This is a genomic window from Methanospirillum hungatei (genome assembly GCF_019263745.1).
GTDB lineage: Archaea > Halobacteriota > Methanomicrobia > Methanomicrobiales > Methanospirillaceae > Methanospirillum > Methanospirillum purgamenti.
This window is the reverse complement of the sequence record NZ_CP077107.1, coordinates 71,722-94,928: the sequence shown is the minus strand read 5'-3', so window position 1 is coordinate 94,928 and position 23,207 is coordinate 71,722. Positions and strand designations below refer to the sequence as shown.

21 protein-coding genes and 1 tRNA gene are annotated in these 23,207 nt (G+C 40.7%); 7 read left to right on the top strand and 15 right to left on the bottom strand.

The window, feature by feature from the left end; genetic code table 11:
- Window positions 1-4: 4 nt before the first annotated feature.
- The 5 genes from KSK55_RS00465 to KSK55_RS00445 all read right to left on the bottom strand — a co-directional run bounded on the left by KSK55_RS00465 (window position 5) and on the right by KSK55_RS00445 (window position 6,903).
- On the bottom strand, window positions 5-1,360 hold the full coding sequence (locus KSK55_RS00465; protein ID WP_218607770.1) for a CheR family methyltransferase: 1,356 nt from the start codon (window positions 1,358-1,360) through the stop codon (window positions 5-7).
- 158 nt (window positions 1,361-1,518) lie between these two features.
- Entirely contained in the window at window positions 1,519-2,022 is a 504-nt protein-coding gene (locus tag KSK55_RS00460; protein ID WP_214418284.1) for a chemotaxis protein CheW, read from the bottom strand.
- Window positions 2,003-2,974, bottom strand: coding sequence for a replication factor C small subunit (locus tag KSK55_RS00455; RefSeq protein WP_214421353.1), 972 nt, complete (start codon window positions 2,972-2,974; stop codon window positions 2,003-2,005). Before KSK55_RS00455 ends, KSK55_RS00460 begins: the two co-directional genes overlap by 20 nt.
- A 95-nt stretch (window positions 2,975-3,069) precedes the next feature.
- Window positions 3,070-4,908, bottom strand: coding sequence for a tetratricopeptide repeat protein (locus KSK55_RS00450; protein WP_218607769.1), 1,839 nt, complete (start codon window positions 4,906-4,908; stop codon window positions 3,070-3,072).
- 93 nt (window positions 4,909-5,001) lie between these two features.
- Window positions 5,002-6,903 carry a tetratricopeptide repeat protein gene (locus KSK55_RS00445; RefSeq protein WP_218607768.1) on the bottom strand — a complete coding sequence of 634 codons (1,902 nt, stop codon included), beginning with the start codon at window positions 6,901-6,903 and terminating at the stop codon, window positions 5,002-5,004.
- A gap of 264 nt (window positions 6,904-7,167) precedes the next feature.
- On the opposite strand from KSK55_RS00445, the gene KSK55_RS00440 reads away from it, so the two are divergent.
- Window positions 7,168-7,239, top strand: a tRNA-Thr gene (locus KSK55_RS00440).
- Here the strand turns inward: KSK55_RS00440 and KSK55_RS00435 are convergent.
- A complete protein-coding gene (locus tag KSK55_RS00435; protein WP_218607767.1) occupies window positions 7,221-7,421 on the bottom strand; it encodes a hypothetical protein in 201 nt (66 codons plus the stop codon). The genes KSK55_RS00440 and KSK55_RS00435 overlap by 19 nt on opposite strands.
- 64 nt (window positions 7,422-7,485) lie before the next feature.
- On the opposite strand from KSK55_RS00435, the gene KSK55_RS00430 reads away from it, so the two are divergent.
- Window positions 7,486-8,064, top strand: a complete 579-nt coding sequence (locus tag KSK55_RS00430; protein ID WP_218607766.1) for a hypothetical protein — start codon at window positions 7,486-7,488, stop codon at window positions 8,062-8,064.
- Window positions 8,065-8,279: 215 nt separating this feature from the next.
- Here the strand turns inward: KSK55_RS00430 and KSK55_RS00425 are convergent, their stop codons facing one another.
- Both KSK55_RS00425 and KSK55_RS00420 read right to left on the bottom strand, forming a co-directional pair.
- A complete protein-coding gene (locus KSK55_RS00425) occupies window positions 8,280-9,203 on the bottom strand; it encodes a hydantoinase/oxoprolinase family protein (protein ID WP_218607765.1) in 924 nt (307 codons plus the stop codon).
- The gene (locus KSK55_RS00420; protein ID WP_218607764.1) at window positions 9,190-10,089 is read right to left on the bottom strand and encodes an ATP-grasp domain-containing protein; all 900 of its coding nucleotides are present in this window, start codon (window positions 10,087-10,089) and stop codon (window positions 9,190-9,192) included. Before KSK55_RS00420 ends, KSK55_RS00425 begins: the two co-directional genes overlap by 14 nt.
- Before the next feature lie 126 nt (window positions 10,090-10,215).
- On the opposite strand from KSK55_RS00420, the gene surE reads away from it, so the two are divergent.
- Together surE and rpiA are read left to right on the top strand one after the other, a co-directional pair.
- A complete protein-coding gene (surE, locus tag KSK55_RS00415; protein ID WP_218607763.1) occupies window positions 10,216-11,052 on the top strand; it encodes a 5'/3'-nucleotidase SurE in 837 nt (278 codons plus the stop codon).
- A 53-nt stretch (window positions 11,053-11,105) separates the two neighbouring features.
- A complete protein-coding gene (rpiA, locus tag KSK55_RS00410) occupies window positions 11,106-11,810 on the top strand; it encodes a ribose-5-phosphate isomerase RpiA (protein WP_218607762.1) in 705 nt (234 codons plus the stop codon).
- Between the two features lie 210 nt (window positions 11,811-12,020).
- On the opposite strand, the gene KSK55_RS00405 is transcribed toward rpiA, so the two are convergent.
- Window positions 12,021-12,581 carry a TATA-box-binding protein gene (locus KSK55_RS00405; protein WP_214418275.1) on the bottom strand — a complete coding sequence of 187 codons (561 nt, stop codon included), beginning with the start codon at window positions 12,579-12,581 and terminating at the stop codon, window positions 12,021-12,023.
- A gap of 41 nt (window positions 12,582-12,622) precedes the next feature.
- Window positions 12,623-14,479, bottom strand: coding sequence for an acetate--CoA ligase (gene acs, locus KSK55_RS00400; protein WP_250545110.1), 1,857 nt, complete (start codon window positions 14,477-14,479; stop codon window positions 12,623-12,625).
- A gap of 233 nt (window positions 14,480-14,712) precedes the next feature.
- Between acs and KSK55_RS00395 the strand changes: the two genes are divergently transcribed.
- Window positions 14,713-16,779, top strand: coding sequence for an acetate--CoA ligase family protein (locus KSK55_RS00395; RefSeq protein ID WP_218607761.1), 2,067 nt, complete (start codon window positions 14,713-14,715; stop codon window positions 16,777-16,779).
- A gap of 15 nt (window positions 16,780-16,794) precedes the next feature.
- Here KSK55_RS00395 and KSK55_RS00390 read toward each other — a convergent pair whose 3' ends face one another.
- Window positions 16,795-17,085 (bottom strand): DUF3467 domain-containing protein, encoded by a 291-nt coding sequence (locus tag KSK55_RS00390; protein ID WP_214418272.1) that lies wholly within the window; start codon window positions 17,083-17,085, stop codon window positions 16,795-16,797.
- Window positions 17,086-17,305: 220 nt separating this feature from the next.
- On the opposite strand from KSK55_RS00390, the gene KSK55_RS00385 reads away from it, so the two are divergent.
- Window positions 17,306-17,815 (top strand): CRISPR-associated protein Cas4, encoded by a 510-nt coding sequence (locus KSK55_RS00385; protein WP_218607760.1) that lies wholly within the window; start codon window positions 17,306-17,308, stop codon window positions 17,813-17,815.
- On the opposite strand, the gene KSK55_RS00380 is transcribed toward KSK55_RS00385, so the two are convergent.
- From KSK55_RS00380 to KSK55_RS00370, 3 genes are read right to left on the bottom strand one after another with little or no spacing between them, the layout of a single operon-like run.
- Window positions 17,792-18,721 (bottom strand): DNA polymerase subunit beta, encoded by a 930-nt coding sequence (locus KSK55_RS00380; protein WP_218607759.1) that lies wholly within the window; start codon window positions 18,719-18,721, stop codon window positions 17,792-17,794. The two genes, KSK55_RS00385 and KSK55_RS00380, sit on opposite strands and share 24 nt — an antisense overlap.
- Window positions 18,721-19,263 carry an L-threonylcarbamoyladenylate synthase gene (locus tag KSK55_RS00375; RefSeq protein ID WP_256664081.1) on the bottom strand — a complete coding sequence of 181 codons (543 nt, stop codon included), beginning with the start codon at window positions 19,261-19,263 and terminating at the stop codon, window positions 18,721-18,723. Before KSK55_RS00375 ends, KSK55_RS00380 begins: the two co-directional genes overlap by 1 nt.
- 32 nt (window positions 19,264-19,295) lie before the next feature.
- On the bottom strand, window positions 19,296-19,970 hold the full coding sequence (locus KSK55_RS00370; RefSeq protein ID WP_214418269.1) for a DUF5612 domain-containing protein: 675 nt from the start codon (window positions 19,968-19,970) through the stop codon (window positions 19,296-19,298).
- A gap of 512 nt (window positions 19,971-20,482) precedes the next feature.
- Between KSK55_RS00370 and KSK55_RS00365 the strand changes: the two genes are divergently transcribed.
- On the top strand, window positions 20,483-21,514 hold the full coding sequence (locus tag KSK55_RS00365; protein ID WP_218607758.1) for a thioredoxin domain-containing protein: 1,032 nt from the start codon (window positions 20,483-20,485) through the stop codon (window positions 21,512-21,514).
- A 596-nt stretch (window positions 21,515-22,110) separates the two neighbouring features.
- Here the strand turns inward: KSK55_RS00365 and KSK55_RS00360 are convergent.
- On the bottom strand, window positions 22,111-23,082 hold the full coding sequence (locus tag KSK55_RS00360; protein WP_218607757.1) for a hypothetical protein: 972 nt from the start codon (window positions 23,080-23,082) through the stop codon (window positions 22,111-22,113).
- Window positions 23,083-23,207 lie beyond the last annotated feature (125 nt).

Genomic DNA, 23,207 nt, shown 5'->3' with positions numbered 1-23,207 from the left:
TCAATTATCCTTTTAGTAACAAATGTATCATCTCTTTCATTTTGCTCGCAGAGATACCCTCTGTTTCCTCCAAAACCTTGTCCTCATCCATCATATTCAAAATGTCAACTGCGATATTATAGTGATGCTTGGCAAGATCTGGTTTTCCTATCTTTGAATAGATGCCGGCAATTGCCAGGTGGGCAGGAAGATAATCAGGATTTGCATACAGAGACTGGCGAAGAACTTGCAAAGATTGAACATACAACCCTTGTTCGTCTAAAATCGCTGCCTTTAATAAATATGCCCGTGGATGCAAAGGATCTTGTGCTATTAACCGCTCACTCCATCCAAGTGCCTTCTCATACTCTCTTGCTCCGGCATATTCTCTGATTATCGCCTCAATCTGTTTTAATGCTAACCTATTCTGAGCAATACTATTACGCTCAATTATGATACCAGTTTCCTGAAGTTTATTTTCATCAAAAAAACTATTAAAAGAATTTTTCTCTTCCAAGGAATGATTATTGGAAGGTTGTACTCCATCAGTGATATCATAATCAGGAACAGATCTAAATACATCAGATATTTCTTCTTCCTGAAATTCTAGGTTAACGGGCTCAATTTCAAATTGGGTTATATCTGTATTTAAATCAGGTGTCATTTCGAGAGTCTTTTCAGGTACAATTTTTTTCGGACTGTTTTTAACATGAAGAAAGACTGATCCATGGTGCAATAATTGTATTTTTTGTCCTGAAACAATACCAATTTCCTGCGGGGATACAATTAGAAAACCTCCTGTTCGAAGCGAATATATGAGATGTGAAACAACATCACGGGATTGATTCTTTGAAAAATACATCAGAACATTCCTGCAAAAAATTATGTCAAGTGATGAAGGGCCAAGTCCGTGAAAAAAATGTGTGTCTCTGATGAGGTTCATTCGTTCAAATCGTACCATTTTTTTAATGGATTCATTAATTTTCATCCGGTTATCAGGATACGGAGTAAAATATTGTCCAATTGGTAAGATTGGATCGTCCCGAAATGACCATCGGGAATATATTCCAACTCGTGCCCGCTCTAGCATCTTCTGGTTAATATCAGTACCAAGGATGTAAATGTCCCAGGAATTGATATCAGAAAGAAGATGATTAAGAAGAATAGCAAGAGAATATGGTTCTTCACCACTACTACAGGCAGCACTCCATATCCGAATAAATAATTTTCCTTCAGATCTTCTTTTTTGAATGAGATCAGGAAACAAATAATCCCGAAGATACAAGAACAGATTTTTATCTCTGAAAAAATAGGTTTCCCCAATTGTGATATGGTGGACAAGAGCATCAACAAATTGATTGTTCAGAGATGAATCCTTCATATAATGAATACATGATGATAATGGAATATTCAAATCCGAACAGACAGAGGTTAAGTGTCGGTTAAGATCCTGAAGATGATCATCATCAAAAAGAATCCCGGTGTGTTTAAGAATGAATTGTTGAACTTCAATTAGAACATTTTTATCAAATTTTTCATTCATATTGCCAGGAATTCTTTCATTGCTTGAATTTTCTTTTGATCTGTAAGACTTATCAGATCTTGAGGATGAGTAACCACAAGCAGTCCGTCTTTACAGCGATAGAATCCGGTTATACCTTGAATTCCAGGGTCTATTTTTTCGGGCGGAATAATTTCTCCAGATAAATTAAAAACCCCCTCTATGTAATCTGCAATGATGGCCAGAGACCGCTCACTTTGAACGATAAGAAGATAATCTTTGGGTGAAAGAGACTTGTTTTGTAACGAAAAATATTTTCTAAAAGAAAAAACCGGAAAAATCTCACCATGATAATTTATAATACCAATTATTCCTGGTGGAGCCTCATGGAGTGGAGTTACTGCGACCATCCGGAAAACATGGTCAATCATGACAGCAGGAATCCCAATTCTGACATCCTGAACAAGAAATATCAACAGGTCTGAATCAGGCACAAGGTCTCCAGATGGTTTGGAACCTGAATTATCTTGAATTATTTCCACAGTACATCACAAATTTTGCGATGAGAGATTGCATCTGAATATCGCTTCCGGCTCCTTCAGATAAACGGAAGTCGGTTTCACCAAGGGCATCAATGAGTCGGACTTTAATGGTCTCTGATAGATCCCGTTTAATAATTGCACGGTATAACTGTCCGATCAATTCCTGGGGAGCAATACCCCGGTCATGGAGAAGTGCCTGAAGTGCACTCCCAGCTCCGAGAAAATTTCCTGCAATACTAAGATCGATAAGATCGTCAATCTCCTCAGGCCGTGCTGTTGCAGTAATGGCAAAAATCATGGGAGGGCTGATTTCACGACCAAGTATTGCGGCTCCCTGAAGGGCATTAATGGCTTTTCGCATATCACCTTGTGCAACATAAAAAATTGCATCGATGACTTCTTCACTCACTGTCAGGTTCTGATCTGCACTAATTCTTTGGACCATCTCAGCTACTGCATGTCTTCCTAAGGGTCTGAACCGATAAATGGCACATCTGCTTTGGATAGGATCAATTATCTTCGCCGAGTAATTACAGGATAAAATAAACCGGCAAGTCTGAGCGTAGGTCTCCATTGTTCTCCGAAGAGCTGACTGAGCATCAGTGGTAAGAGCATCTGCTTCATCCAGAAAAAGAATCTTAAATGTTGATGCTCCAAACGGAGATGTCCGGGCAAATTGTTTGATCTGGTTTCTGACAACGTCAATACCTCGTTCATCAGATGCATTCAGCTCCCTAAAATTCATCTGCCAGTCTTCACCAAAAAATTCACGGGCCAATGCTACTGCAGCTGTAGTCTTTCCAGTCCCTGCATTTCCGGTAAAGAGTAGATGAGGCATCTCTCGTTTAGCGACGTAGGAACGTAATCGCTCAATGATTTCCTGCTGTCCAATAATATCCTCAAGTACTCTGGGCCTGTATTTTTCTATCCAAATAGCATGTGATTCTTCCATTGCAATAATATCCTCCGGAATGGTACCTGAACTATCAATATGGAATGGTGAAGATTTCATCTGACCAGATACCCTGATCTCTCGTACTCTATATATTACGGATTTTCATCCAATATAGGTTCTTCAGGGTGATCCTCTCCAGCTCGATCAAGAAGGTTATTCATGCAGGTCTTATAAACGTCCAAAACCCTACTATCATCAGGATCAAGCGCCAGTGATCGTTCATAACATATTTTTGCTACCGGTTCCTCACCAGATAAAAGAAGAGCATCACCCAGGTAACCCCAGCCTTCCGGATTCTCTGGATCAAGATTTGTTGCACGGGTCAAGCTGATTCGAGCTTTTTCATACTCTTCAGCCTGGATTTCTGCCATTCCCTTTAGAAGGAATGCATCAAACCAATCAGGATCAAGCTCTGCTGCCTGACGAGCGTTTACACCTGCTTCATGAAAGTGACCCAGTTCAAACAAAACACGTGCACGAGCTAACCAGACCTCCGCATTATCCGGCATTGCAATCAGTGCATTTGAGAAAAGGTCAATCGCCCGGTCTGGATCACCGGCCTGTTCATATGCCTGTCCTGCCAGATAAGCAAGGTTTCCTTCTCGTGGATTTTCAGCTATTAATTTTTCAAACTGCTCAGCTGCCAGATCAAATTCTTTCATCTGTGCCAAAAGCGATGAATACCGGTATAATATCTGCATATCGTCTGGATAATCATGTACCAAAGACGACAAGGTCTCCCTAGCATCATCATATCTTCCAATATGAACGAGTAGATCAGCCAGAACCAGATACGCCTGTGTCCCGACATGAGCATCAGCCCAATCTTTTAAAATGGTAATTCCCATATCTGGATCATCTTTGTGCCATCCAAGAGTCCGTGCAATCGTAGTTACCCAGAATGGATTGTCAGAATCCTCTTCTCTTCGCTCTTCACAAAATGAAATCAGATCTTCCCACCGGTGCAGATGATAAAGTGTTCGGGCATATCCTTCTGCAGCAGTGCTGTCATCCGGTCGTACCTGTAGTACAGAGTCAAAAATCTCCAATGCTCTCTTATATTGAAATGATGAACCTAATACACGCCCATATTGCAACAGAATGTCTGGTTCAGGAGATAATGCAACCGCTTTTTCAAGTGAGGTGATCGCATCTTCATGCCTATCGAGGGTGTTGTATACGAGCCCAAGAAGCAGATGGGGGAGATGGCTTTCTGTGTCCAATCGGGCAGCCATCCGAAAAGAGAGGACTGCTTTGGAAAGATCATCAGCGATCAGATAGATCATTCCCTTTTTCAACCAGGGAATTATTTGTTCAGGATCAATCTCAATCAGACGATTGTAACATTTAATCTCATCATCCCGTCTTCCAAGTTCCTCATATAACCGGGCACAATGAAAAAGGATTTCAGTATTGTCCGGATCATGGTCCAGAGATTCCAGGTACCAACGTTCTGCCTCATCTGGTTTTTTCAAATGAACCGATATCAAACCCAGGTACATCCTGATAAGACCATTTTCAGGATCAAAGACAAGGGCTTCAGTAAAAATTTCTTTTGATCTTTCATAATCTCCAGCTTCATACAACATTCTTGCGAGTTCTATCCGTGGTTGTGGACTCAATGGCTCAAGCATGATGCATTTGTTTAAGTACTCTTCTGCTTCATCATGATTTCCGGTATCAATTGCAAGGAGGGAAAGTTCAAAACAAACATCTGTTTTTTCCGGGTATTGCTCATTCAACTCCAGAAACAAATCCCGTGCTTCATCTAATTTTCCGGATAAATGGAGAGTATATCCTTTATTAAACCAAGCGACGGAATCATCAGGATCTTCATCCAGAATCATCTGTATACAGGAAAGTGCCAGATCGAACTCTTCATGTTTGGCATGATGAGCAGCTCTGATCATTATCAGTTCTTTTTCATTCATGTGCATAAGGGCCCTGAAATAATTACAGATGTGTATCTGCAGATTATGTACCTATCAGCACGAGTATAGTTGAACTTTCGGGAAAAAAGAAGGTTAGTTTGAGTTCTCAGAAGATTCCTCAGACTCATTCATTTCTAAAGCTGGTGCATCTGATTGTAATTCGGTTGTGTTTCCACTTTCCGGATTTTCAATTAGAGCTTTGAGATCAAGAGCATATTGCCAGGACTCATCATAAGAGAGTGCTTTGTTTATTGCTGCTAGTGCTTCATCGGTTCTGTTCAGTTTATAGAGAGTTAATGCCTTCTGTGCCCAGAGGTCTGCCTTTGTATCGTCAAGTGCAATTGCAGATTCGAAAGCACCGAGAGCTTCTTCATAGTTCTCAAGGATGAGCAGAGCCATTCCTTTTGCAAGATATGCACGCGGACTTGGTTCAATTTCAATTGCCTTGTCAAAGGATGCTATTGCTTCCTCAGGTTTTTCAAGTGAATTGAGGGTTGTTCCCAGGTTGTAGTGGAATTCAGCATTCTCTGCAGAAATTCCTATTGCTTCTTCAAACGCTTTCAGAGCCTCGTCATGGTTATCAAGCTCATTGAGAACAACACCATAGTCATTCCAAGCAACTGCATTAGATGCATTCAGAACGACCGCTTCAGCAAATGCTTCAGATGCACCCTGATTGTCATCATTCTGAACCTTTGATAATCCAAGAGTATAGAATGCCTTAGATCGGTCATCGTCAGTCATCTGAGTTGAGTTAAGCATGGTTGCCTGTTCAAGTGAATCTTCTGCATCCTGATAGTTATCAAGCTGGTACTGAGTCAATCCTTTCAGATAATAAGGATCAGCAAGATCTGGCCTAATCTCAATCATTTTGTCAAGTGAAGTGGTTGCTTCTTCATAGGAACCTTCATCACTTAAGAGACCACCGAGATAGTACCATGCATCGGCAAGACCGGGATTTAACTCGGTTGCAGTTCTGAATTCTGCGATTGCTCCTGAACGGTCACTCTGGTCGATGTAAACCTGACCTTTCCAGTAATGTGCAACACCCATGGTTGGATCTGCTGCAATTGCTTCGTCAAATGCTGATATTGCGCCGGTCAGATCATCCTGATCGTATAAAACACGTCCCTTGTAGTAGAGAGCATTTGCATTTGCCGGATTGAGTTCGATTGCTTTATTGAATGCAACAAGTGCTTCATCAGGGTTACTGCGAACCTCAAAGAGAATTCTTCCCTTCCGGTCCCATACGTCAGAATCGCTGCCAACAGTAAGGAATGGTTCAGAGTAATCACCTTCAATAGTCAGTACTTCGTTGAAAGTTGCTTCTGCTTCATCAAATTTACCAAGAGCACTTTCTGCAATTCCTTTTGCATATAAAGCATCCTTAAACTGAGGATTGAGTTCAATTGCCTTGGTATACGCTTCCAGGGATTCTTCGGGCTGACCGAGATCAGAGAGAGTAATACCTTTCCAGTAATATGCACGAGAACTATCCGGCATGATCTCAATTGCCTTGTTAAATGATTCTAACGCTAAATCTGATTCTGTATTGAGAAGGTGTGCAATTCCCTTGTTAATCCAGATACCTGCATCATCAGGTGTGTATTCAACCGCCTGAGTCAATGCTTCAAGAGCGGGGACTGGATCTGGTTTTTCCTTACCGACAAGGTAAATCATACCGATATTACTCCATGCATTCCCATTTTCAGGATTTATTGTAGTAACATTCTGGAATGCATACAGGGCTGATTCAACATCGCCAGACATTAAATATGAACCACCAAGTTTGAACAGGGCCTGTTCATCCTCTGGGTTCTCTTCTACTGCTTTCAGGAAGTTTGTAACTGCCTCTTCGTAATTTTCACTTTCAAAGGCTGCAAGCCCCTGATCGTACCACCCGGATCCCGTGACATTCTCTTCTGCAACAACTCCTATCGTCATTATTGACAGGAGAATTATTGCAAGAACCGGGAGTATTGCTCCGATCTTCATGCCTTATATATCACCTGATTTATAGAGAAATAGTTTCTTCTTTTAATACTTATATAGTGAATTCTGTAAAATATTTTCAAGATATTATGAAATTGTTTAAATATTACCATATATGTTCTATTTTGTGATTATTTCTAGGAAGGTTGCATAATTAGAAACGGATATTAAAATAGTAATGGATTATTGATAGAGTATTTCGCGACTAGCTAAAGGATTTAGAGATGAGATATTCTTTAATAGATAGGGTGCGTATATTAAGGGCACGCCGTTGTGGCTTAGCGGTATAGCGGCTGATTCGTAATCAGCAGGTCGAGGGTTCAAGTCCCTCCAGCGGCTTCCATACTAAAGTTCAAAATGACTGTTTTAAATGGTGTTCCTAGAATAACTTTTTTATCATCATATGAATAAATTAGTTCAAAATTTTCAACACTATCAATAATTACAGATGTTAAGATCTGTCTATTGAAGAAGATTCCATCACCTATATTGAGGAGAGCGGTTAAGATTAACTCTATCACATTGTTCTTTCACTTTCACCCTGTTTGAATAATCTTTACATACTCAAAACAAAAACCTCACGTTATGACTGGACGATATGATACACTTCAAAAAATAAACCAGAATACATTCTCCATTTATGTTGCACCAAGTAGGGATTTACAACAAGCCTTAGTTTCAGGTCCGGTTCAGACCATTCACAGCCCGATAACCTATCTGTTTTTTGGATATGATGAACCATTGTTGATTCTTCCGTCCCATCTCAAACATCGGATATATTTCAGACGGATTGAGGGACTGGCAGGTCTTATTGGGGCGATGAAAAAAGATGATTCAGGTGTGCTCTTCATTCAGTACTCCAGGGATCATATTGAGGAAAATGAATCTAACATTCATTTCCTTGCAGAAGAATGTATCACTCATGCACGACATATTGCCCCGGTAGTAATCCTATCAGTCAACCACGACCATATCATTGAACAACTAGGATTACTATCAGATCGATATATCATTCTCACTGATAAAACCCGGAAGACTATAGCAGGTAATAAATGTGCAAAACAAAAAACATTGCACGAATGTATCTCTCTACCACCTTCGATACATCCCCTACAACCTACCAAACAATATGGGCAACAATCATTATGGAGATCATCACAATGATTTTTTCTTTAATTCCAGTAATTCCCCGTCATATGGGCAATATCGTTCATTTCTATTCGTTTGCCATCCACAAATCGGGCAGACCAAGATCTCCTGATCCCGCCCAAACAATGGTATCAATGGAATAAATAGAAATAAAAAGAAAAAAGGAAATCCAAAGATCCAGAGAAGGATAGTTAATCCAATTGAACATAAAAAAAGCAGAAGAGATAGCATCAAACGGTTCGTAACATTGCCTCCCGGACTGCCCATGCAGGCATTGCATCAGAAAGAGAACCCATTTCTTGATGAAGATCGATAGCATCCAACCAGGTAGATAAAACACCAGATCCAACACCGGCAGCAAGAATCCGGGTGCAATGGTATTTTTCCATCACAGTCCTGATTGTAGTGGTTATGAGAAGTTGTTCTTCCCGGATATATGCTTCAGCTATATTGAGAATTGCTGACTCTCCTACTTCAGAAACATCAGCACATACCATCCTGGCCATACGTCGGAGACAATCCTCACGTGAAGGGGTACAGCTATCGGGGGTTGCGGTGGTATACTCATCAGATGAAATCAGATTCACAAGTACATGAGCATCTCCGGAACAGGCAAAGTATTCAGTACTTATTCCTACCTGACTACCTTCCAGATCAACAGTCCGGAGAAGTGAAGACACAGGAGTTCTCAGTAGACCATAATAAACAAGCAGCCTGGATTTCAGACGAGAATAATCAGTCTGACCTTTTAAATGATCCCAGGCATTCAGAGGTATAATATCTGTTGTTGTACTCCCCATATCAACAAGCAGAGCATCTGAATATCTGTCCCGAAGGACATCAGCCATCACCAACCAGTTTGCTGCAGCAAGTTCGCCGACTGGAGTTGTATGAAAAGTTCCATCAGTACCATAAAACAAAGCACGGGGAAAAACATCCTTTACTGCTGCAACGATGAATTCAACACCTTCCTGTTTAGATGAGAAACAATCTGCAAGTTCGCCGCTCATTACGACAGCTGCATTTTCTGCTGATGAATATCCCCGAAGTATCTCCCGGATTGGTGTCTCTTTCCAGAGCGGACAGTAGTGTATATGTGCCCCCCTCTCATCGACAACTTTCAGGTTTGCCCCACCAATATCAACTCCTATCATATGTGACCTGACCCTCGGATGTATATGATGCCTGGCCGGAGAGATGCACTGATGCGGGTGATTTACCATACGATGCATCTAATAGAACCTGAGCAATCTCTTCTTCCATACAGGCAGCAATCCCGATAATACTGGTTGTCGGTCGGGGATTTACATCAACAACAACAATCCGGTCAGGTGTTACCACCATGTCTATCCCAACATATCCCTGACAGCCAAGTACTTCAAGCGCCTTCCGGGCACAATCATACATCTCCTGCTTTCTTGGGTGATCCACCGGAGTTTTTCCCCCGAGATATACGACAGTCCCATCCGAATTAAACCTGATATCCTGTTTATTCAATGCCAGAAGCAGCGGACCTTCACCAGTATAATAGAGACAGACCTCACCAACGACCCGACCACCAACAAGGCTCATTGAAAAATGATCTCCATCGATATATTCCTGACCAAATTCACCATCTCCTGCCGGACCATCAGTCAGTCTGACACCCACAGCTCCACATCCAGAGATCTGTTTTACGATTCGTTTCCCTGATGAAACCTCCTTTGGAACATCAATCCCATGTGATTGCAAGATCTGACCGGTCCTGCGTTTATTAGCACACACAGCTATTGAGAACGAGTTGCATCCGATATTTCTTGTCACATCCTCAAGATTTTTCGTAAACCGTGCAAGCAGATAATCAGGAGCAATAACTATCCCTTCATCGCATATCTTTCCGAGTCTGGCAATCTCTTCAGAAAAGTCCTTTCTTTCTTCCGGACAGTAAACAGCATATCCTATTTTTGTAAAACTATTTGTCAGTACATCGAGCATGGCGCGACCTTCTGGTGCTAAGGTCGGATCATGACTGACAGTATATTCAGCAATCAGAATATTCATCGCTACTAGTTTGCAGGATCAGGAAAAAAATAATGCGATTCAACGTATCAGGTTGTTATAAGGAAACCTCCATATGAGGGGTTTGCTCATCCATTTATGAAGCAGGAGAACTAATAATCGGGATACATGATTTCAGGATCCCCTCCTGATACGAGAGCGACTCATTATTCTATTGTGAATCGAAAGCCTTGTATCCTTCTTACGAATGATGACGGAGTTAATTCCGAGGGATTATGGGCTGCCTATGATGCCCTGAGTGGATGGGCGGATGTTATTGTATGTGCTCCGGCAACCCAGCAGAGTGCTGTTGGGCGGTCTCTTTCAATTTTTGAACCACTTAGAGTAAATACAGTAAACCGCGGTGAAATAACTGCATATGCAGTCGGGGGAAAACCCACTGATTCCGTCATATTGGCACTTTTTGCACTCAATGTAAAGCCAGATCTTGTCGTTTCAGGAATAAATATAGGAGAGAACCTTTCTTTCGAGGCAATCACGACTTCCGGTACGGTCGGAGCTGCTCTTGAGGCAGCAAATCATGGATATCCCGCTGTAGCATTCTCATTACAAATAGAGGATCAAAAAGAGAAATTTGAAGATGCACGACATCTGGCAGATCGATTCTCTGAATCCAAAGGCGTTGTAAAAGAAGTTATAACCCGAATACTGGAGAAAGGATTCCCATCATTTACACATGTTCTAAATGTCAATGTCCCCTCAGTCATCACCGGGGGATATGAAATCACACATCTTGCTGAACATTTATTTGTAACAGGTGTTGAAAAGCGCCTGGATCCACGTGGAAAACCCTATTACTGGATAAACGGCCCATTGGTTACCGATGCTCCGGAAGGAACTGATGTTCACGCCATTCATAAAGGAAATATCTCAATTACTCCTATCACACTTGACTGTACAGCATATTCTGGATCAGAAGAACTTCGAAGGATGTTCTTATCATAATACGCAAAAAACACTCGAAATGCCTGAAATGATTCAATGTCAGAGGAATTACAATGAGTAATACAGAATTATCACTACAAGATAAAGCGAAACAACGAGCGGGATTTAAAGCCGCAGATTATATCTCCAATGGGATGATTGTTGGACTTGGAACAGGTTCTACTGTAGCCTTTACTATGGCAAGGCTAAAAGAGCGAATTTCTGCGGAAAGACTTTCTATATATGGAGTACCCACTTCTCTTCAGACCATGATGAGAGCTGGAGCACTTGGAATTCCTCTGGTTGGCCTTGAACAGGTACAAACAATCGACATCACCATCGACGGTGCAGACCAGATAGATTCTGAACTTCGTCTAATCAAAGGCAGAGGTGCAGCCCATGTCAGGGAACGAATCATCGCAGATGCATCAAAACGAATAATAATTGTTGCAGATCCTTCAAAACTCTGTGCAGATCTGACTGGTCCTATCCCCATTGAGATAGTCCCTTTTTCTCTTCCTCATGTTCTCAATCGTCTCAACCAAATGGGAGGTACTATTCAGGTTCGTGAAGGTGTTAAGAAAGATGGACCGGTTATATCAGATAATGGTAATATTATTTTAGACTATCAGCCGATTACCATCCTGGATCCGATGCAGTTGGAGACAGTAATTAATATGATTCCCGGAGTAGTCTGTTGCGGAATATTTGCAGAATTTACACATAAGACAACTGTAATAATCGGAGAGGAAAACGGACCAAGAATCATCGGATTATAATCAAAATCAGATTCAATGATCAGAGTGTAAGAGAAAATTCTATGAATTTACTTTCCATGAGGCCAGAGCCCCATGGATATATTCAAATCGCCGTATCCTTGTGACAAAAACACAATAAATCCCCCGGATAGCGGTACTATAATACAATAAATTTTATTGTATATAAAAATATAGAATCTGAATTATAAATTCAGATTAATTATCCACAAGTTATAATAGACCAAGCCCTTTCAAATCGTCAACTATCTTAAGAACAGCCTTCTTCGCATCTTCGGGTTCTTTTCCACCAGTGATGATAAGTTTTCCGGACCCAAAAAGAAGAACAACTACTTTTGGTTCTTCAAGACGATATACAAGACCTGGAAACTGCTCTGGTTCATACTCAATTCGTTCAAGATTAAATCCGACTGCTATCTTATTCAGATTAATTCCTGATCCTAGGTCAGCAGAAGTGACAATGTTCTGAATTTTATACGTTAGTTCCTGCGCAATTTCAATATTCAAAGAACGTAACAGGTCACCTAATATTTCAAGACCCTTGTTCAGGCTTTCAACACTTTTTGCCCCGGTAAGAACCACTTTTCCTGACCCAAAAACTAATGCCGCAATCTTTGGATTCTGCATCCTGATCACAACACCCGGGAACCTTTTTTTGTTATATTCTGCATCTTTTATACTCGATGCAATTTGAGGGAGGTCAAGGGATTCAGAAATCTTCGCTGATGCCACGATATTTTCTATCCGGAGCGAAGTATCTGGAGTTGCAGACATGGTTATAAATCTATTAAAACAGTATATAAAGAGTTGGATGATTATTCATCCAGAGTAGATATATCGCCTGGATCCATACCCATCTCTTTTGCTTTTAAAACACGTCGCATTATCTTTCCACTTCGGGTTTTTGGTAAATTGTCTACAAAATCAAGTTCTGCGGGGACGGAAATGGGTCCAAGCATAATGCGGACATGATATTTCAGGTCATGGATTAGTTTGGGTGTTTGTTCCACTCCATTTCGAAGAATGACAAACGCTTTGATAATATTACCTTTCAGTGGATCAGGTTTTCCAATTGCAGCGGCCTCTGCAACGGCACTATGTGACACAAGCGCACTTTCAATTTCAGCTGTTCCCACATTATGTCCTGCCACAATGATGATATCATCCGAACGGCCAAGTAACATGATATAACCTTCTTCATCCATGACAGCCAGGTCATTACTGCTGTAATATCCATACTTTCCAAAACTCCAGTACTGGCGGTACCGCTCATCATTCTGGTACACTCCTTTCATCATAGATGGCCATGGCTCTTTGATTGCAAGATAACCAGTAGTACCTGGTGGTATTGGCTCTCCTAGTTCATCAACAACTGTTGCAACAACACCAGGAATAGGTTTGCCAGCAAAGCCGGGTTTCATTGGAAGACCGACCATTGTCGTAACCATGTGCATACCGGTTTCAGTCTGCCACCAGGTATCAAGAATTGGGCATTTTTCTTTACCAATGTATTTGTAGAACCATTCAAATGCTTCAGGATTGAGTGGTTCACCAACCGAGCCTAAAAGGCGGAGAGAAGAAAGATCATATTTTTGAGGCCATTCCTCTCCCATTCGCATAAACATCCTGATTGCAGTCGGAGCAGTATAAAATATTGTTACTCCATAATCCTCGACAAGTTTCCACCAGATGCCAGCATCAGGATAATCCGGGGTATATTCAGAGAGGAAGATAGTTCCACCCACGAGCAGGGGACCATAAATCCCATAGGTGTGACCAGTGATCCAACCGGGATCTGCTGTGCACCAATAGACATCATTCTCACGAAGAGTTAGAACATATTTTGTTGTGTAATATGCACCGACCATGTAGCCACCGGCTGCATGAACGATACCTTTTGGAGCTCCAGTCGTACCGGATGTGTAAAGAATAAAAAGTGGATCCTCAGAATTAACATGAACCGGTTCACAATATCGGTCTGCCTGATTGATGAGTTCTTCATAATCAAGTTCAAAGTCGTCAAGCAATCCGACTTTTGGTTCCTGTGTCCTGAGAATAATCACTTTTTCGACAGTAGGAGCATGAATCAGGGCTTCTTCCACGATTGGTTTTAATGGGATACTCCCCCCACGACGGACTGAAGCATCTGCGGTGATAACTATCTTGGCCCCTGCACCGGTAATACGTTCATTCAGAGCCTTGGCACCATATCCTGCAAAAACAACTGTGTGAACAGCACCAATCCTTGCACATGCGAGCATCGAGACAACAAGTTCAGGAATCCCAGGAAGGTAAATGCAGACCCGGTCACCTTTCTGAACACCGAGCGATTTAAGAGCATTACCCATCCGCATGACATCTTTATAGAGCTGGTAATAAGTAAAGATACGTTCTCTCCCATTTTCGCCAGCCCAAAATATTGCTACTTTATTTCTCCGGTCATTATTGACATGCCGCTCCAGACAGTTATAAGTAATATTTAGCTCTGCACCGGTGAACCAGCTGGCATGGGGATGCTCCCAGACGCGGACTTTATCCCATGGCTTAAACCAGAGAAGATCTGATGCGATTCTGCGCCAGAAGGCATCAGGATCTTTTTCAAATTCATGATATAATTCGTTATAATCGTGAATCAGAGCCGATTCCCTGTAACAAGGGTCTGGATAATACACTTTTTGCTCAGGCTTTTGCAACTCTTCAGTTGAGATAGTTCTTCACTCCAATTATCATTATTTATCATGGACAATTCCTTAAATTCTTTATTATTTTACTAAATTATCCGTGATCGACAAATACACATTCTTTATATGTCTGAATGGTTCACATCGTAAGTGAAGTATTTGACGAATAGCCATACGTCATTTGTTGAAGCCGGCACTCCGGCACGAACACCCAGAGGTAATACATGACAGAATGGATGCTCAGTGAATCTGAAGGATATGATCTCCTATCTAAATACGGAATACCAACACCAAAGTATCGCATCGTGACCAGAGCTGAAGATGCTGGATCTGCAGCAGAAACTATCGGTTTTCCTGTGGTCATGAAGATTATTTCACCCGACATCAGCCATAAAAGCGATGCAGGTGGTGTCATTGTCGGTGTCGGTACAAAAGAAGCCGCCCAATCAGCCTTTAATCAGATTGTAGCAAATGCCCGTGCTTACAATCCAAACGCAGACATTCACGGAGTAATCGTAGAAAATCAGGCCGCTCCAGGACTTGAGCTTATTATCGGTGGGAAAACCGATCCGACATTTGGGAAAGTCATCACTTTTGGTATTGGTGGAACCCTCGTCGAACTGATGAAAGATGTCACACTTCGTATTCTTCCAATTGACGAAGATGAGATCAGGAAAATGGTCACTGATATTGACTCATATCCACTCATAACCGGGTACCGAGGTTCAAAACCCAAGGATGAAGAGTGCCTGATTCAGATTATCAAAAACGTCTGCAAAATGTTTGAAGATCAAAAAGATCTTCGGGAATTTGACATCAACCCAATCAGATTGTATGACTCTGGTGCATGTGCAGTTGATGCACGTGTCATCATGGATGATAATATCCATCTTCTTGACACTGTTGACCTTGAACCAGTGCCTCCAGAATATTTCAAGCCAAAATCTGTTGCTGTAATTGGTGCATCAGATGATAAGAATAAGATGGGATATGCCGTTATGCATAACCTGCTCCATTTCCCTGGCAAGGTCTTTCCAATCAATAATAAACGTGACACTATTCAAGGTCTACAAGCTTTTCCGACCGTTCTGGATATTCCAGAAGAAGAGATTGATCTTGCAGTGATCACTGTTCCTGCCCGGCACGTTCCCGGGGTTATGGAAGAGTGTGGAAAGAAGGGAGTCAAGATTGCAGTTGTCATCACTGCCGGTTTTAAGGAGATGTCCGAAGAAGGCAGGATGCTGGAAGAACGTATTGTTGAGATTGCTCACCGTTATGGAACCAGAATTGTCGGTCCAAATTGTCTTGGACTTATTATCCCACCAATAGGTCTTGATACCACATATGTAGCACAGTCTCCTAATCCAGGAAACATTGCATTTATCTCCCAGAGTGGTGCTATTGTAAACACTGTTGTAGACTGGTCCCTTACCAAGGATATTGGATTCTCACTTGTTGTCTCTGTTGGAAACCAGGCAGACCTAAATTTCTTTGACTACCTCAGGGCAGCCGCAGCAGATCCTGAAACGAAAGTAATCATTATGTACATCGAGCAGATCAAAAACGGCAAAGCTTTCATGGAGATTGTAAGTGAAGTCTCCAGACACAAGCCAGTCGTGGCATTAAAAGCCGGATCATCTGCACGAGGTCAGGCAGCAGCAGCATCACATACTGGATCCCTCTCAGGATCTTATGATGTATATGTTGAAGCCTTTAGAAAATCCGGTGTGCTTCTGGTCCACACCCTGACCGGAGCATTCCTTGCAGCTGAAATGCTCTCTCATCCGAAAAGGTACCCCAAAGGTCGCCGTGCCATCGTCGTTACCAATGCCGGAGGATTTGCAGTGCTTTCATCAGATTATACCGAAAGGTATGGAATCAAGATGATTGATCTACCAGATTATCTGGTAAAAGAATTGGATTCATTCCTTCCAGAATTCTGGAACCGTGGAAATCCGATTGACCTTCTTGGTGACGCAACAGAAGCCAGATTTGAAAAGACCTTTGAAGTGCTTGCAAAGAATGATGCACTCTGGGACATGTGCTTTATTGTCGGATTCCCAAACAACATTCTCTCATCCGAACAACTGGCAAACCAGATCCTTAAGCTCTCAAAATCAACAGACAAGAGAATCATTCCGACACTGCTTGGAGGAGCATCCATGGATCGTGGCAGACATATCCTACATGCACACAATATTCCAAGTTTCGAAGAACTGGATATGATGTACCGGGTTGTTGGAAGACTGCTCTACCAGATCTACCGGGTTAAGGCACAGGGAGTATACTAATTCCAAAAATTTTTTTTATGAATATCCAGTCATTGCTGTAACGTTCTGCTGTTTTTCTTGTGGAGCCTCAAGAGTTCTGAATTTTTGTTCATATTCTCCAACTGTTCTCTGTAGAACTGCAAGAAGATTTTTTGCATGATTTGGGCTAATGCTCACAACTGCTTTTCCTCTTGCCTGATTAATTCCAGGAATCTGATGAAGGAAGAGAAACGTAAATTCATCCTCTTTATAGGCAATCTGGATCATATTACTGTAGACCGGTTCTACATTAGGAGGGATGGTTACCTGAATTTCATTTGATGCCATCTCTCACCTATTTGATACCAACTCCAATAAAATGACCGAAAATAAGCCAGACATGAACATTATGAGTAATATTGCAATATCGTCTATTATAAGAGCTTATCACTGTCCCCGACAGTATTACTTCCATAAAGAATTGAAATTTAAACCATCCGAATCATATACTGTTTGCAAACAGGTCTCATGCGCATATCCTGACCACACAGAGGAAGAGATCTGGAATATGATAATTCTTATCCAACCAGATATATCTCCAGATGCACGAAGTTTTCTTTCCTCCTGTATATGTGCAATGACTCATACTCCCATCAGGCCATGGACAGAAACGGATATAACAGTTAAATCTGATAAAGTCGGAATATATGGCCTTCTGGATAAATATGATGCACTATCAGGAGAATACACTCTCACAAGATGCACAACAGCCCCAAAGAACGGATGCTGGCCGGATGATGCCATTCGAACTGCCGCTCTTCTTATATGCATCGAAGAGACATCTGCAAAAAGGTTAAAGGGAATGTATATTGAGTATATTCCCTCTGGAATCATCAGGTATTATGAACCAACACCAAAGGATCGCAGACGACTGATACAGATAATTCGCCAGATACAAGATGTTGATCGAGGACTGTTTCCCTCTAAACCGCTTCATCCGCCATGTGATTCTTGTAAATACTACGAAAAATGTGAAAAAAATAAGCCAAAGACCTTATCCTTCCTGTTCAAGAAGTGACAATGACCGGATAAACTCCCCTTTTGCTTCTCTGGTTGTCCCCACAATCAGCCATTTTTCATTGCCATGCTGTTCAATGATTCCCTGTGCCTGGATTTGTTCACTTTTAAAGGCCTGACCCGTGTATGTATGGGTAAATGACAGCACCCGGGAAATATCTGGATGATCTATCTCATATATAGCAGGACTATCAAAAACAAATTGATCATCTACCACTATTGCCTCAATTGTTTTTTTGCCTAGAATAGTTCCTTTATGCATAGTAAACCCGGGAAGATCATGATATGCACGGGTATATAACAGATCAAAATATGTCCCGTCTACCTGACCACGGTTAAATTTCCTTTTTTCATGCAAAATGAACTCATCATATGATGTTTCAGGATTTCGTTTCTTATACACTGTCTGCCAGAGTTCTTCACTTAACGCTTCGATGTAGCCTTCCCGAAATGACCTGTTTAGTTGCTTTTGAGCATGTCTGAACGCATCTCCATACACAACTCCATCAATATCAGAGTTCTCACCTCCCAATCCGCAGAGAAGAGAACCAGTAACACCAAATGAACAGGGAGGAAGACGAAGAGTTTTTACAAGTTTTGCTGCTTTTGGATATTGAGCTGCTACTGCTTCTATCCTCTCATCCGGCTTTAATACCTCTTCAATATTATCATACGGGATCCTGTGAACGAGATCAACCCACTCGGGGTGTAATTTCTCAATGAGTTGGTACGCTTCATCAAATTCTACTTTTCGGTACCGGATTCCCGAATTATCTATCCGGTCTCCGGATGAATCAGGAATATACCGAAGAACAGAACCGATTCTGGAGGTATTATCATAGGCAGCAACTGCATAATACCAGCCGTTTTTATCTTTTATAAAATCACGAAGTCGCACCGGATTCATTATGACCACTTAGCTAAAAATGCGGCAACAGACTCAATTTCTACACCGGCACGAACTATCTCCATTTCAACAAGATCGACAACGGTTGAAGGAATTCCAGGAAGAGCTCCTACATTTACCACACAATCATATGGTACATTACAAAGTTCCAAACAAACCGGATCAGGACCGCCTGAAAGATTTGCACTTGTAGCCGTTATCGGACTATCAAAACGGGATATGATCTCAAGGGCAACCTCATGATTTGGATACCGAATCCCTATCTTCTTTGTTCCTGCAGTCAAACGAGGAGATATGATATTTCTTGCCGGAAGAATGATAGTGACAGGACCTGGGAGAAACTCATCTATAAATGCTTGTGCGATCTCATCAACACCTGCCACAGCTCCAATCATGTCAGAATCTGATACGGCTATGGAAATCGGTTTGTGATATTCCCTCCCCTTCGCTTCAAAAATTTTTATTATTGCCTCATCAGAGAGAGCATCAGCTCCAAGTCCATACAATGTATCTGTAGGATAGACTATGAGTCCGTCATGCATCAGAACTTGTAAGGCCCGGTCAATATCAATCTTCAGAATTTTCTCCCCCGTACTCGATATACATCAAACACTGCTATAGTAGATACATGCATAACTGCAAATACTCCTGCCTGAATTGGATCTGTTACTACAAGATCTGCATGCTTTACAACACTTCCTGCCATGTTGAGCGCAATGACGGGTATACCAGATACCTTTACACGCTCAACCGCGTCTGACACTGATCCACCCATAATTGATCCGGCAAGAACCAGGATCTCAACTCTGGGCAGCCGTGTCACGGCATCTATTGCTTGTGAGAGCGTTTTTTCTCCAACTAATGGAATTGTATCAACAGATATGCGTTCTCCACGAATATTATGCCTGTCAGCTTCATTAACAGCACCCATGGCAACCTGGGCTACCTGGGCTCCGCCACCAATAATGATAACCCGCTTCCCATATATATCACCAAAAGAAATATGCTGGATTACTTCTTTCACTCCGGATAATTCGTGAAGTGCACTCATGAGTTGATTTTGATCGACATCTCCCTCATACTCGACATAGAGCTCATCAAAAACATCCTCAGCCCTTCCCTGTATGCTCTCAAGATGGATCATAACAATATTCGCATTATGGTCTGCAAAAGTTCCAGAAATATCTTTCAAAACTCCCTTCTGATTACGTGCATATATACAAACTGCCTTCAGGTTTTCTTCTGACACCCGTATAATTCCTCCATTGATGATCTGATTGAATAAATCCCATGAAAGATGAGAGTTGGAAAGACATACAACTTTCCTCAATAAATCAGTGATTAGAAATGATCTTTTCAAAATTTTTTATTTTATTTTACTCATTTGTGTAATAATAAAAAATTTATGAATGAATGGTGTAAAATATCTTTATCAATCCCAGGTACTAATCCATTTATTATCTGTGAAGCCTTTTGAGCTTTAGTTCATAATAATGAAATGAAAAATGAGATCCGCTTTTTTTTTAATCCACATCCCACTGTCCATTTCTTGCATAGGATTGATCATATATCTACATAAACAGTTGATGACAATGAAATTATGCCTACCAGACCTAATTTATGATGATCAACCAAAAACATGATGTCAATAGATTGAAGAACGGTACAATGATGACGTTAGAAAAAAAAATAGTTACCTCCAAAATTTACTCGATGGGAATAGTTATCTGCATTTTCATTCTTCTCTTTCAAGGAGAATGTATGGCAGAATCAATGAATCCATCGGTAAGTACGCCAAATCCGGCAGCAGTTCATTTTTTTTATAGTCCTCTGTGTAGTTCCTGCCATAAAGTAATGCCTTTTATTGAAGAGTATGAATCAAAACACCCAGAAATTCTTCTTCAATACCATAATATCGGTGACAACCAGGATGACATTCTCTTGTTTGAAACATTTAGAAAATTACACCCGAATGAGAAATTGTTTGTTCCAGTTGTTTTCATTGGAAATGAAGTACTTATCGGAGAGGATAGGATATTTTCTGATTTTAAACAGACGGTAGAGAAATTTCATGTCAGTGATACGACCAATAACATATCGAATATTACCTCACTTGAAGATCCCGTCATGGTTAATCCTGTGATACTTCTTCTGGCTGCTCTTGGGGAGGGATTTAATCCATGCGGACTGTTGGTTCTTGCTTTGTTACTGGTCTCACTTATGGCTGTTGATTCCAGAAAAACGATATTATTAGTCGGATCTGCATATATTATTGCATTTTTCCTAGTCAGAGTTTTGTCCGGATTTGCGATTTTTTCAGTCATCCAGCTTCCAGGAGTTGCACAAATCTTTCTGATCATTGCAGCTATCATCGCAATAATTGCCGGGATTTTTCAGATAAGGGATGGTATTATTAAAAATCCAAAAGCGCTCTTCTCAATTCCTCAGTCGAAAAAGAGCTCAATTTCTAAATATCTAAAGATTGCAAGTATTCCGGCAGGATTTATTGTTGGGGGATTGACCGGATTATATGGTATGGCCTGTACAGTCGGGATATATATTTCAATCCTCGGAATGATTTACCAGGATTTTAAAGAAGGGATTATTTACCTTCTTGCATATAATTTCGTAGTAATACTGCCCCTTATTTTTATACTCCTTCTGGTTCTTTTTGGATTATCGCCTGAAAAACTTAATTCCTGGAGAGATGAGAGAAAAAGTCAGATCCGCTTCATTATCGGAGTAATTATGGTCCTGATGGGTTTCATCATATTGATCCCTTTATTCCTATAATTTTCTCCTTTATATCTCAATCATTATATTGAAAAAAATAGACTAATATTAATGAATTATTCTGGAAACGAACGTATACTTCTGATATTCGGATTAACTATGATTTTTATTTTTCTAATTACGCCTGCATGTGCAGCTGCTATTTTTTATAAAAATGGAACAGATATTTCACCTGACACTTTAACTAAATCAACATCAACTAATCACACAATTGTCTCAAATTCTGAATTTCCAATAGAATTCTTTTACAGCTCTCATTGTGGATCATGTAAAGATGTGCGAGAATTCCTCCAGTCTTTTGAACGTAAGAATCCGGGAATAATAGTTCGTTACCGCAATCTGGTGTCACCTGGAGAAATTCACCAGTTATTCACTGAATACAAAAAACAATTTAATAAGAATGAAATCCACTATCCAGTAATCTTTTATGGGGATATCGGAATAACCGGGAGTAGCGATATTATTCATCATTTAAAATCTATCATCTCCAGTTATTACGTTATAACCAGATAGATAGGGAAAGAAAAAAGAACCTTATATGAAGACTTAATGAAAAATGCAATAAAAATTATGAGTGAAGCGCAAATTTTTTTTCATTAGTTTAAGGTTTCATTCACCCAGGTAAATGTTTTCGTATCCAACACTTCTTCATTGTATAAGAAATCAATAGTCCACACACCTGGGATCAGAGCCTCCTCATAATCCTTGATATCAATATAATAACATGCCCAGTCCCAACCCTTTTCCGCTAGGAGTGTATCGGTAATATAATAATCTCCATTCGGATCATACCAATTCCAGCCCAGTATCTCATCAGAGGGTATCGAATCGAAACTGACAAGGGCACAGATTCGCTTGTCTTTCCGGGAAAAAACATCAGATACAGCGATTGGTTCACCTGTTTCTTCATTGAAATCTTTTGACAATACCAAACCTGAAAAACCAGATAATCCCTCATTCGGGTATGATTCTATAGTTTTTCCAGCATTCCCTATAGTGATGGTGACCGGATTAGTCTTATAATCTGAATTCTCAATGTAAGCATTCACATTATAAGTTCCCGGAATTGCTGAATCAGGAATATCATAATAGTACGTGTGGGAGATATTCCGCATCATAAGTGGAGGAATTTCCTGCCCGTTTCCAATACCCATGTATTCTTCTCCTTCTATCTGCCCTAATTCGACATCAAATCCAAGGAAATCACTTGTATCAAGCATCCAGGTATCATATCCCAATTCATGCATTAATGCACCTTTTGTTCCGGCGATAATAGTAGCACTAAAGACCAAATCCAATTTTATTTTTACTTTATCTCCAGGATTATACTGATTTTTATCCAGAGTTATTGTTCCTTTAAGCAGGGCATTTCCAAGAGGTTTTTCACTTCCGGACCATGTTGCAAATGCCGGACCATAATTGTCGAATAATGGTAAATCGTAGATTATTGCATTCTCTGATGTCACAGCAAAGGCAGGAGATATTAGAAAACAAAGAGTTATTCCGATAATCAATTTTTTTATAAAACCAGCAGTCAGGGTTTTGTTACCATGATTCATATAGTTCATAATGAAAAGTCAAAGTGAATGTATATAAATGTTTCAAAGGTCTCAATTTTCATATCACTCGCTATATATAGAGATGGGATATCAGTTTTCATCCTTAAGGCAGATTCAATGAGGAGCCCAATAAT

What these genes read in the sequence shown, in the direction of transcription:
- KSK55_RS00465 (WP_218607770.1), bottom strand. Translation starts at nt 1,360, where the DNA reads ATGAAGGATTCATCTCTGAACAATCAATTTGTTGATGCTCTTGTCCAC.
- KSK55_RS00455 (WP_214421353.1), bottom strand. Translation starts at nt 2,974, where the DNA reads ATGGAAGAATCACATGCTATTTGGATAGAAAAATACAGGCCCAGAGTA.
- KSK55_RS00450 (WP_218607769.1), bottom strand. Translation starts at nt 4,908, where the DNA reads ATGAATGAAAAAGAACTGATAATGATCAGAGCTGCTCATCATGCCAAA.
- KSK55_RS00445 (WP_218607768.1), bottom strand. Translation starts at nt 6,903, where the DNA reads ATGAAGATCGGAGCAATACTCCCGGTTCTTGCAATAATTCTCCTGTCA.
- KSK55_RS00430 (WP_218607766.1), top strand. Translation starts at nt 7,486, where the DNA reads ATGACTGGACGATATGATACACTTCAAAAAATAAACCAGAATACATTC.
- KSK55_RS00425 (WP_218607765.1), bottom strand. Translation starts at nt 9,203, where the DNA reads ATGATAGGAGTTGATATTGGTGGGGCAAACCTGAAAGTTGTCGATGAG.
- KSK55_RS00420 (WP_218607764.1), bottom strand. Translation starts at nt 10,089, where the DNA reads ATGAATATTCTGATTGCTGAATATACTGTCAGTCATGATCCGACCTTA.
- surE (WP_218607763.1), top strand. Translation starts at nt 10,216, where the DNA reads ATGATTTCAGGATCCCCTCCTGATACGAGAGCGACTCATTATTCTATT.
- rpiA (WP_218607762.1), top strand. Translation starts at nt 11,106, where the DNA reads ATGAGTAATACAGAATTATCACTACAAGATAAAGCGAAACAACGAGCG.
- KSK55_RS00405 (WP_214418275.1), bottom strand. Translation starts at nt 12,581, where the DNA reads ATGTCTGCAACTCCAGATACTTCGCTCCGGATAGAAAATATCGTGGCA.
- KSK55_RS00395 (WP_218607761.1), top strand. Translation starts at nt 14,713, where the DNA reads ATGACAGAATGGATGCTCAGTGAATCTGAAGGATATGATCTCCTATCT.
- KSK55_RS00390 (WP_214418272.1), bottom strand. Translation starts at nt 17,085, where the DNA reads ATGGCATCAAATGAAATTCAGGTAACCATCCCTCCTAATGTAGAACCG.
- KSK55_RS00385 (WP_218607760.1), top strand. Translation starts at nt 17,306, where the DNA reads ATGATAATTCTTATCCAACCAGATATATCTCCAGATGCACGAAGTTTT.
- KSK55_RS00380 (WP_218607759.1), bottom strand. Translation starts at nt 18,721, where the DNA reads ATGAATCCGGTGCGACTTCGTGATTTTATAAAAGATAAAAACGGCTGG.
- KSK55_RS00375 (WP_256664081.1), bottom strand. Translation starts at nt 19,263, where the DNA reads ATGCATGACGGACTCATAGTCTATCCTACAGATACATTGTATGGACTT.
- KSK55_RS00365 (WP_218607758.1), top strand. Translation starts at nt 20,483, where the DNA reads ATGGCAGAATCAATGAATCCATCGGTAAGTACGCCAAATCCGGCAGCA.
- KSK55_RS00360 (WP_218607757.1), bottom strand. Translation starts at nt 23,082, where the DNA reads ATGAACTATATGAATCATGGTAACAAAACCCTGACTGCTGGTTTTATA.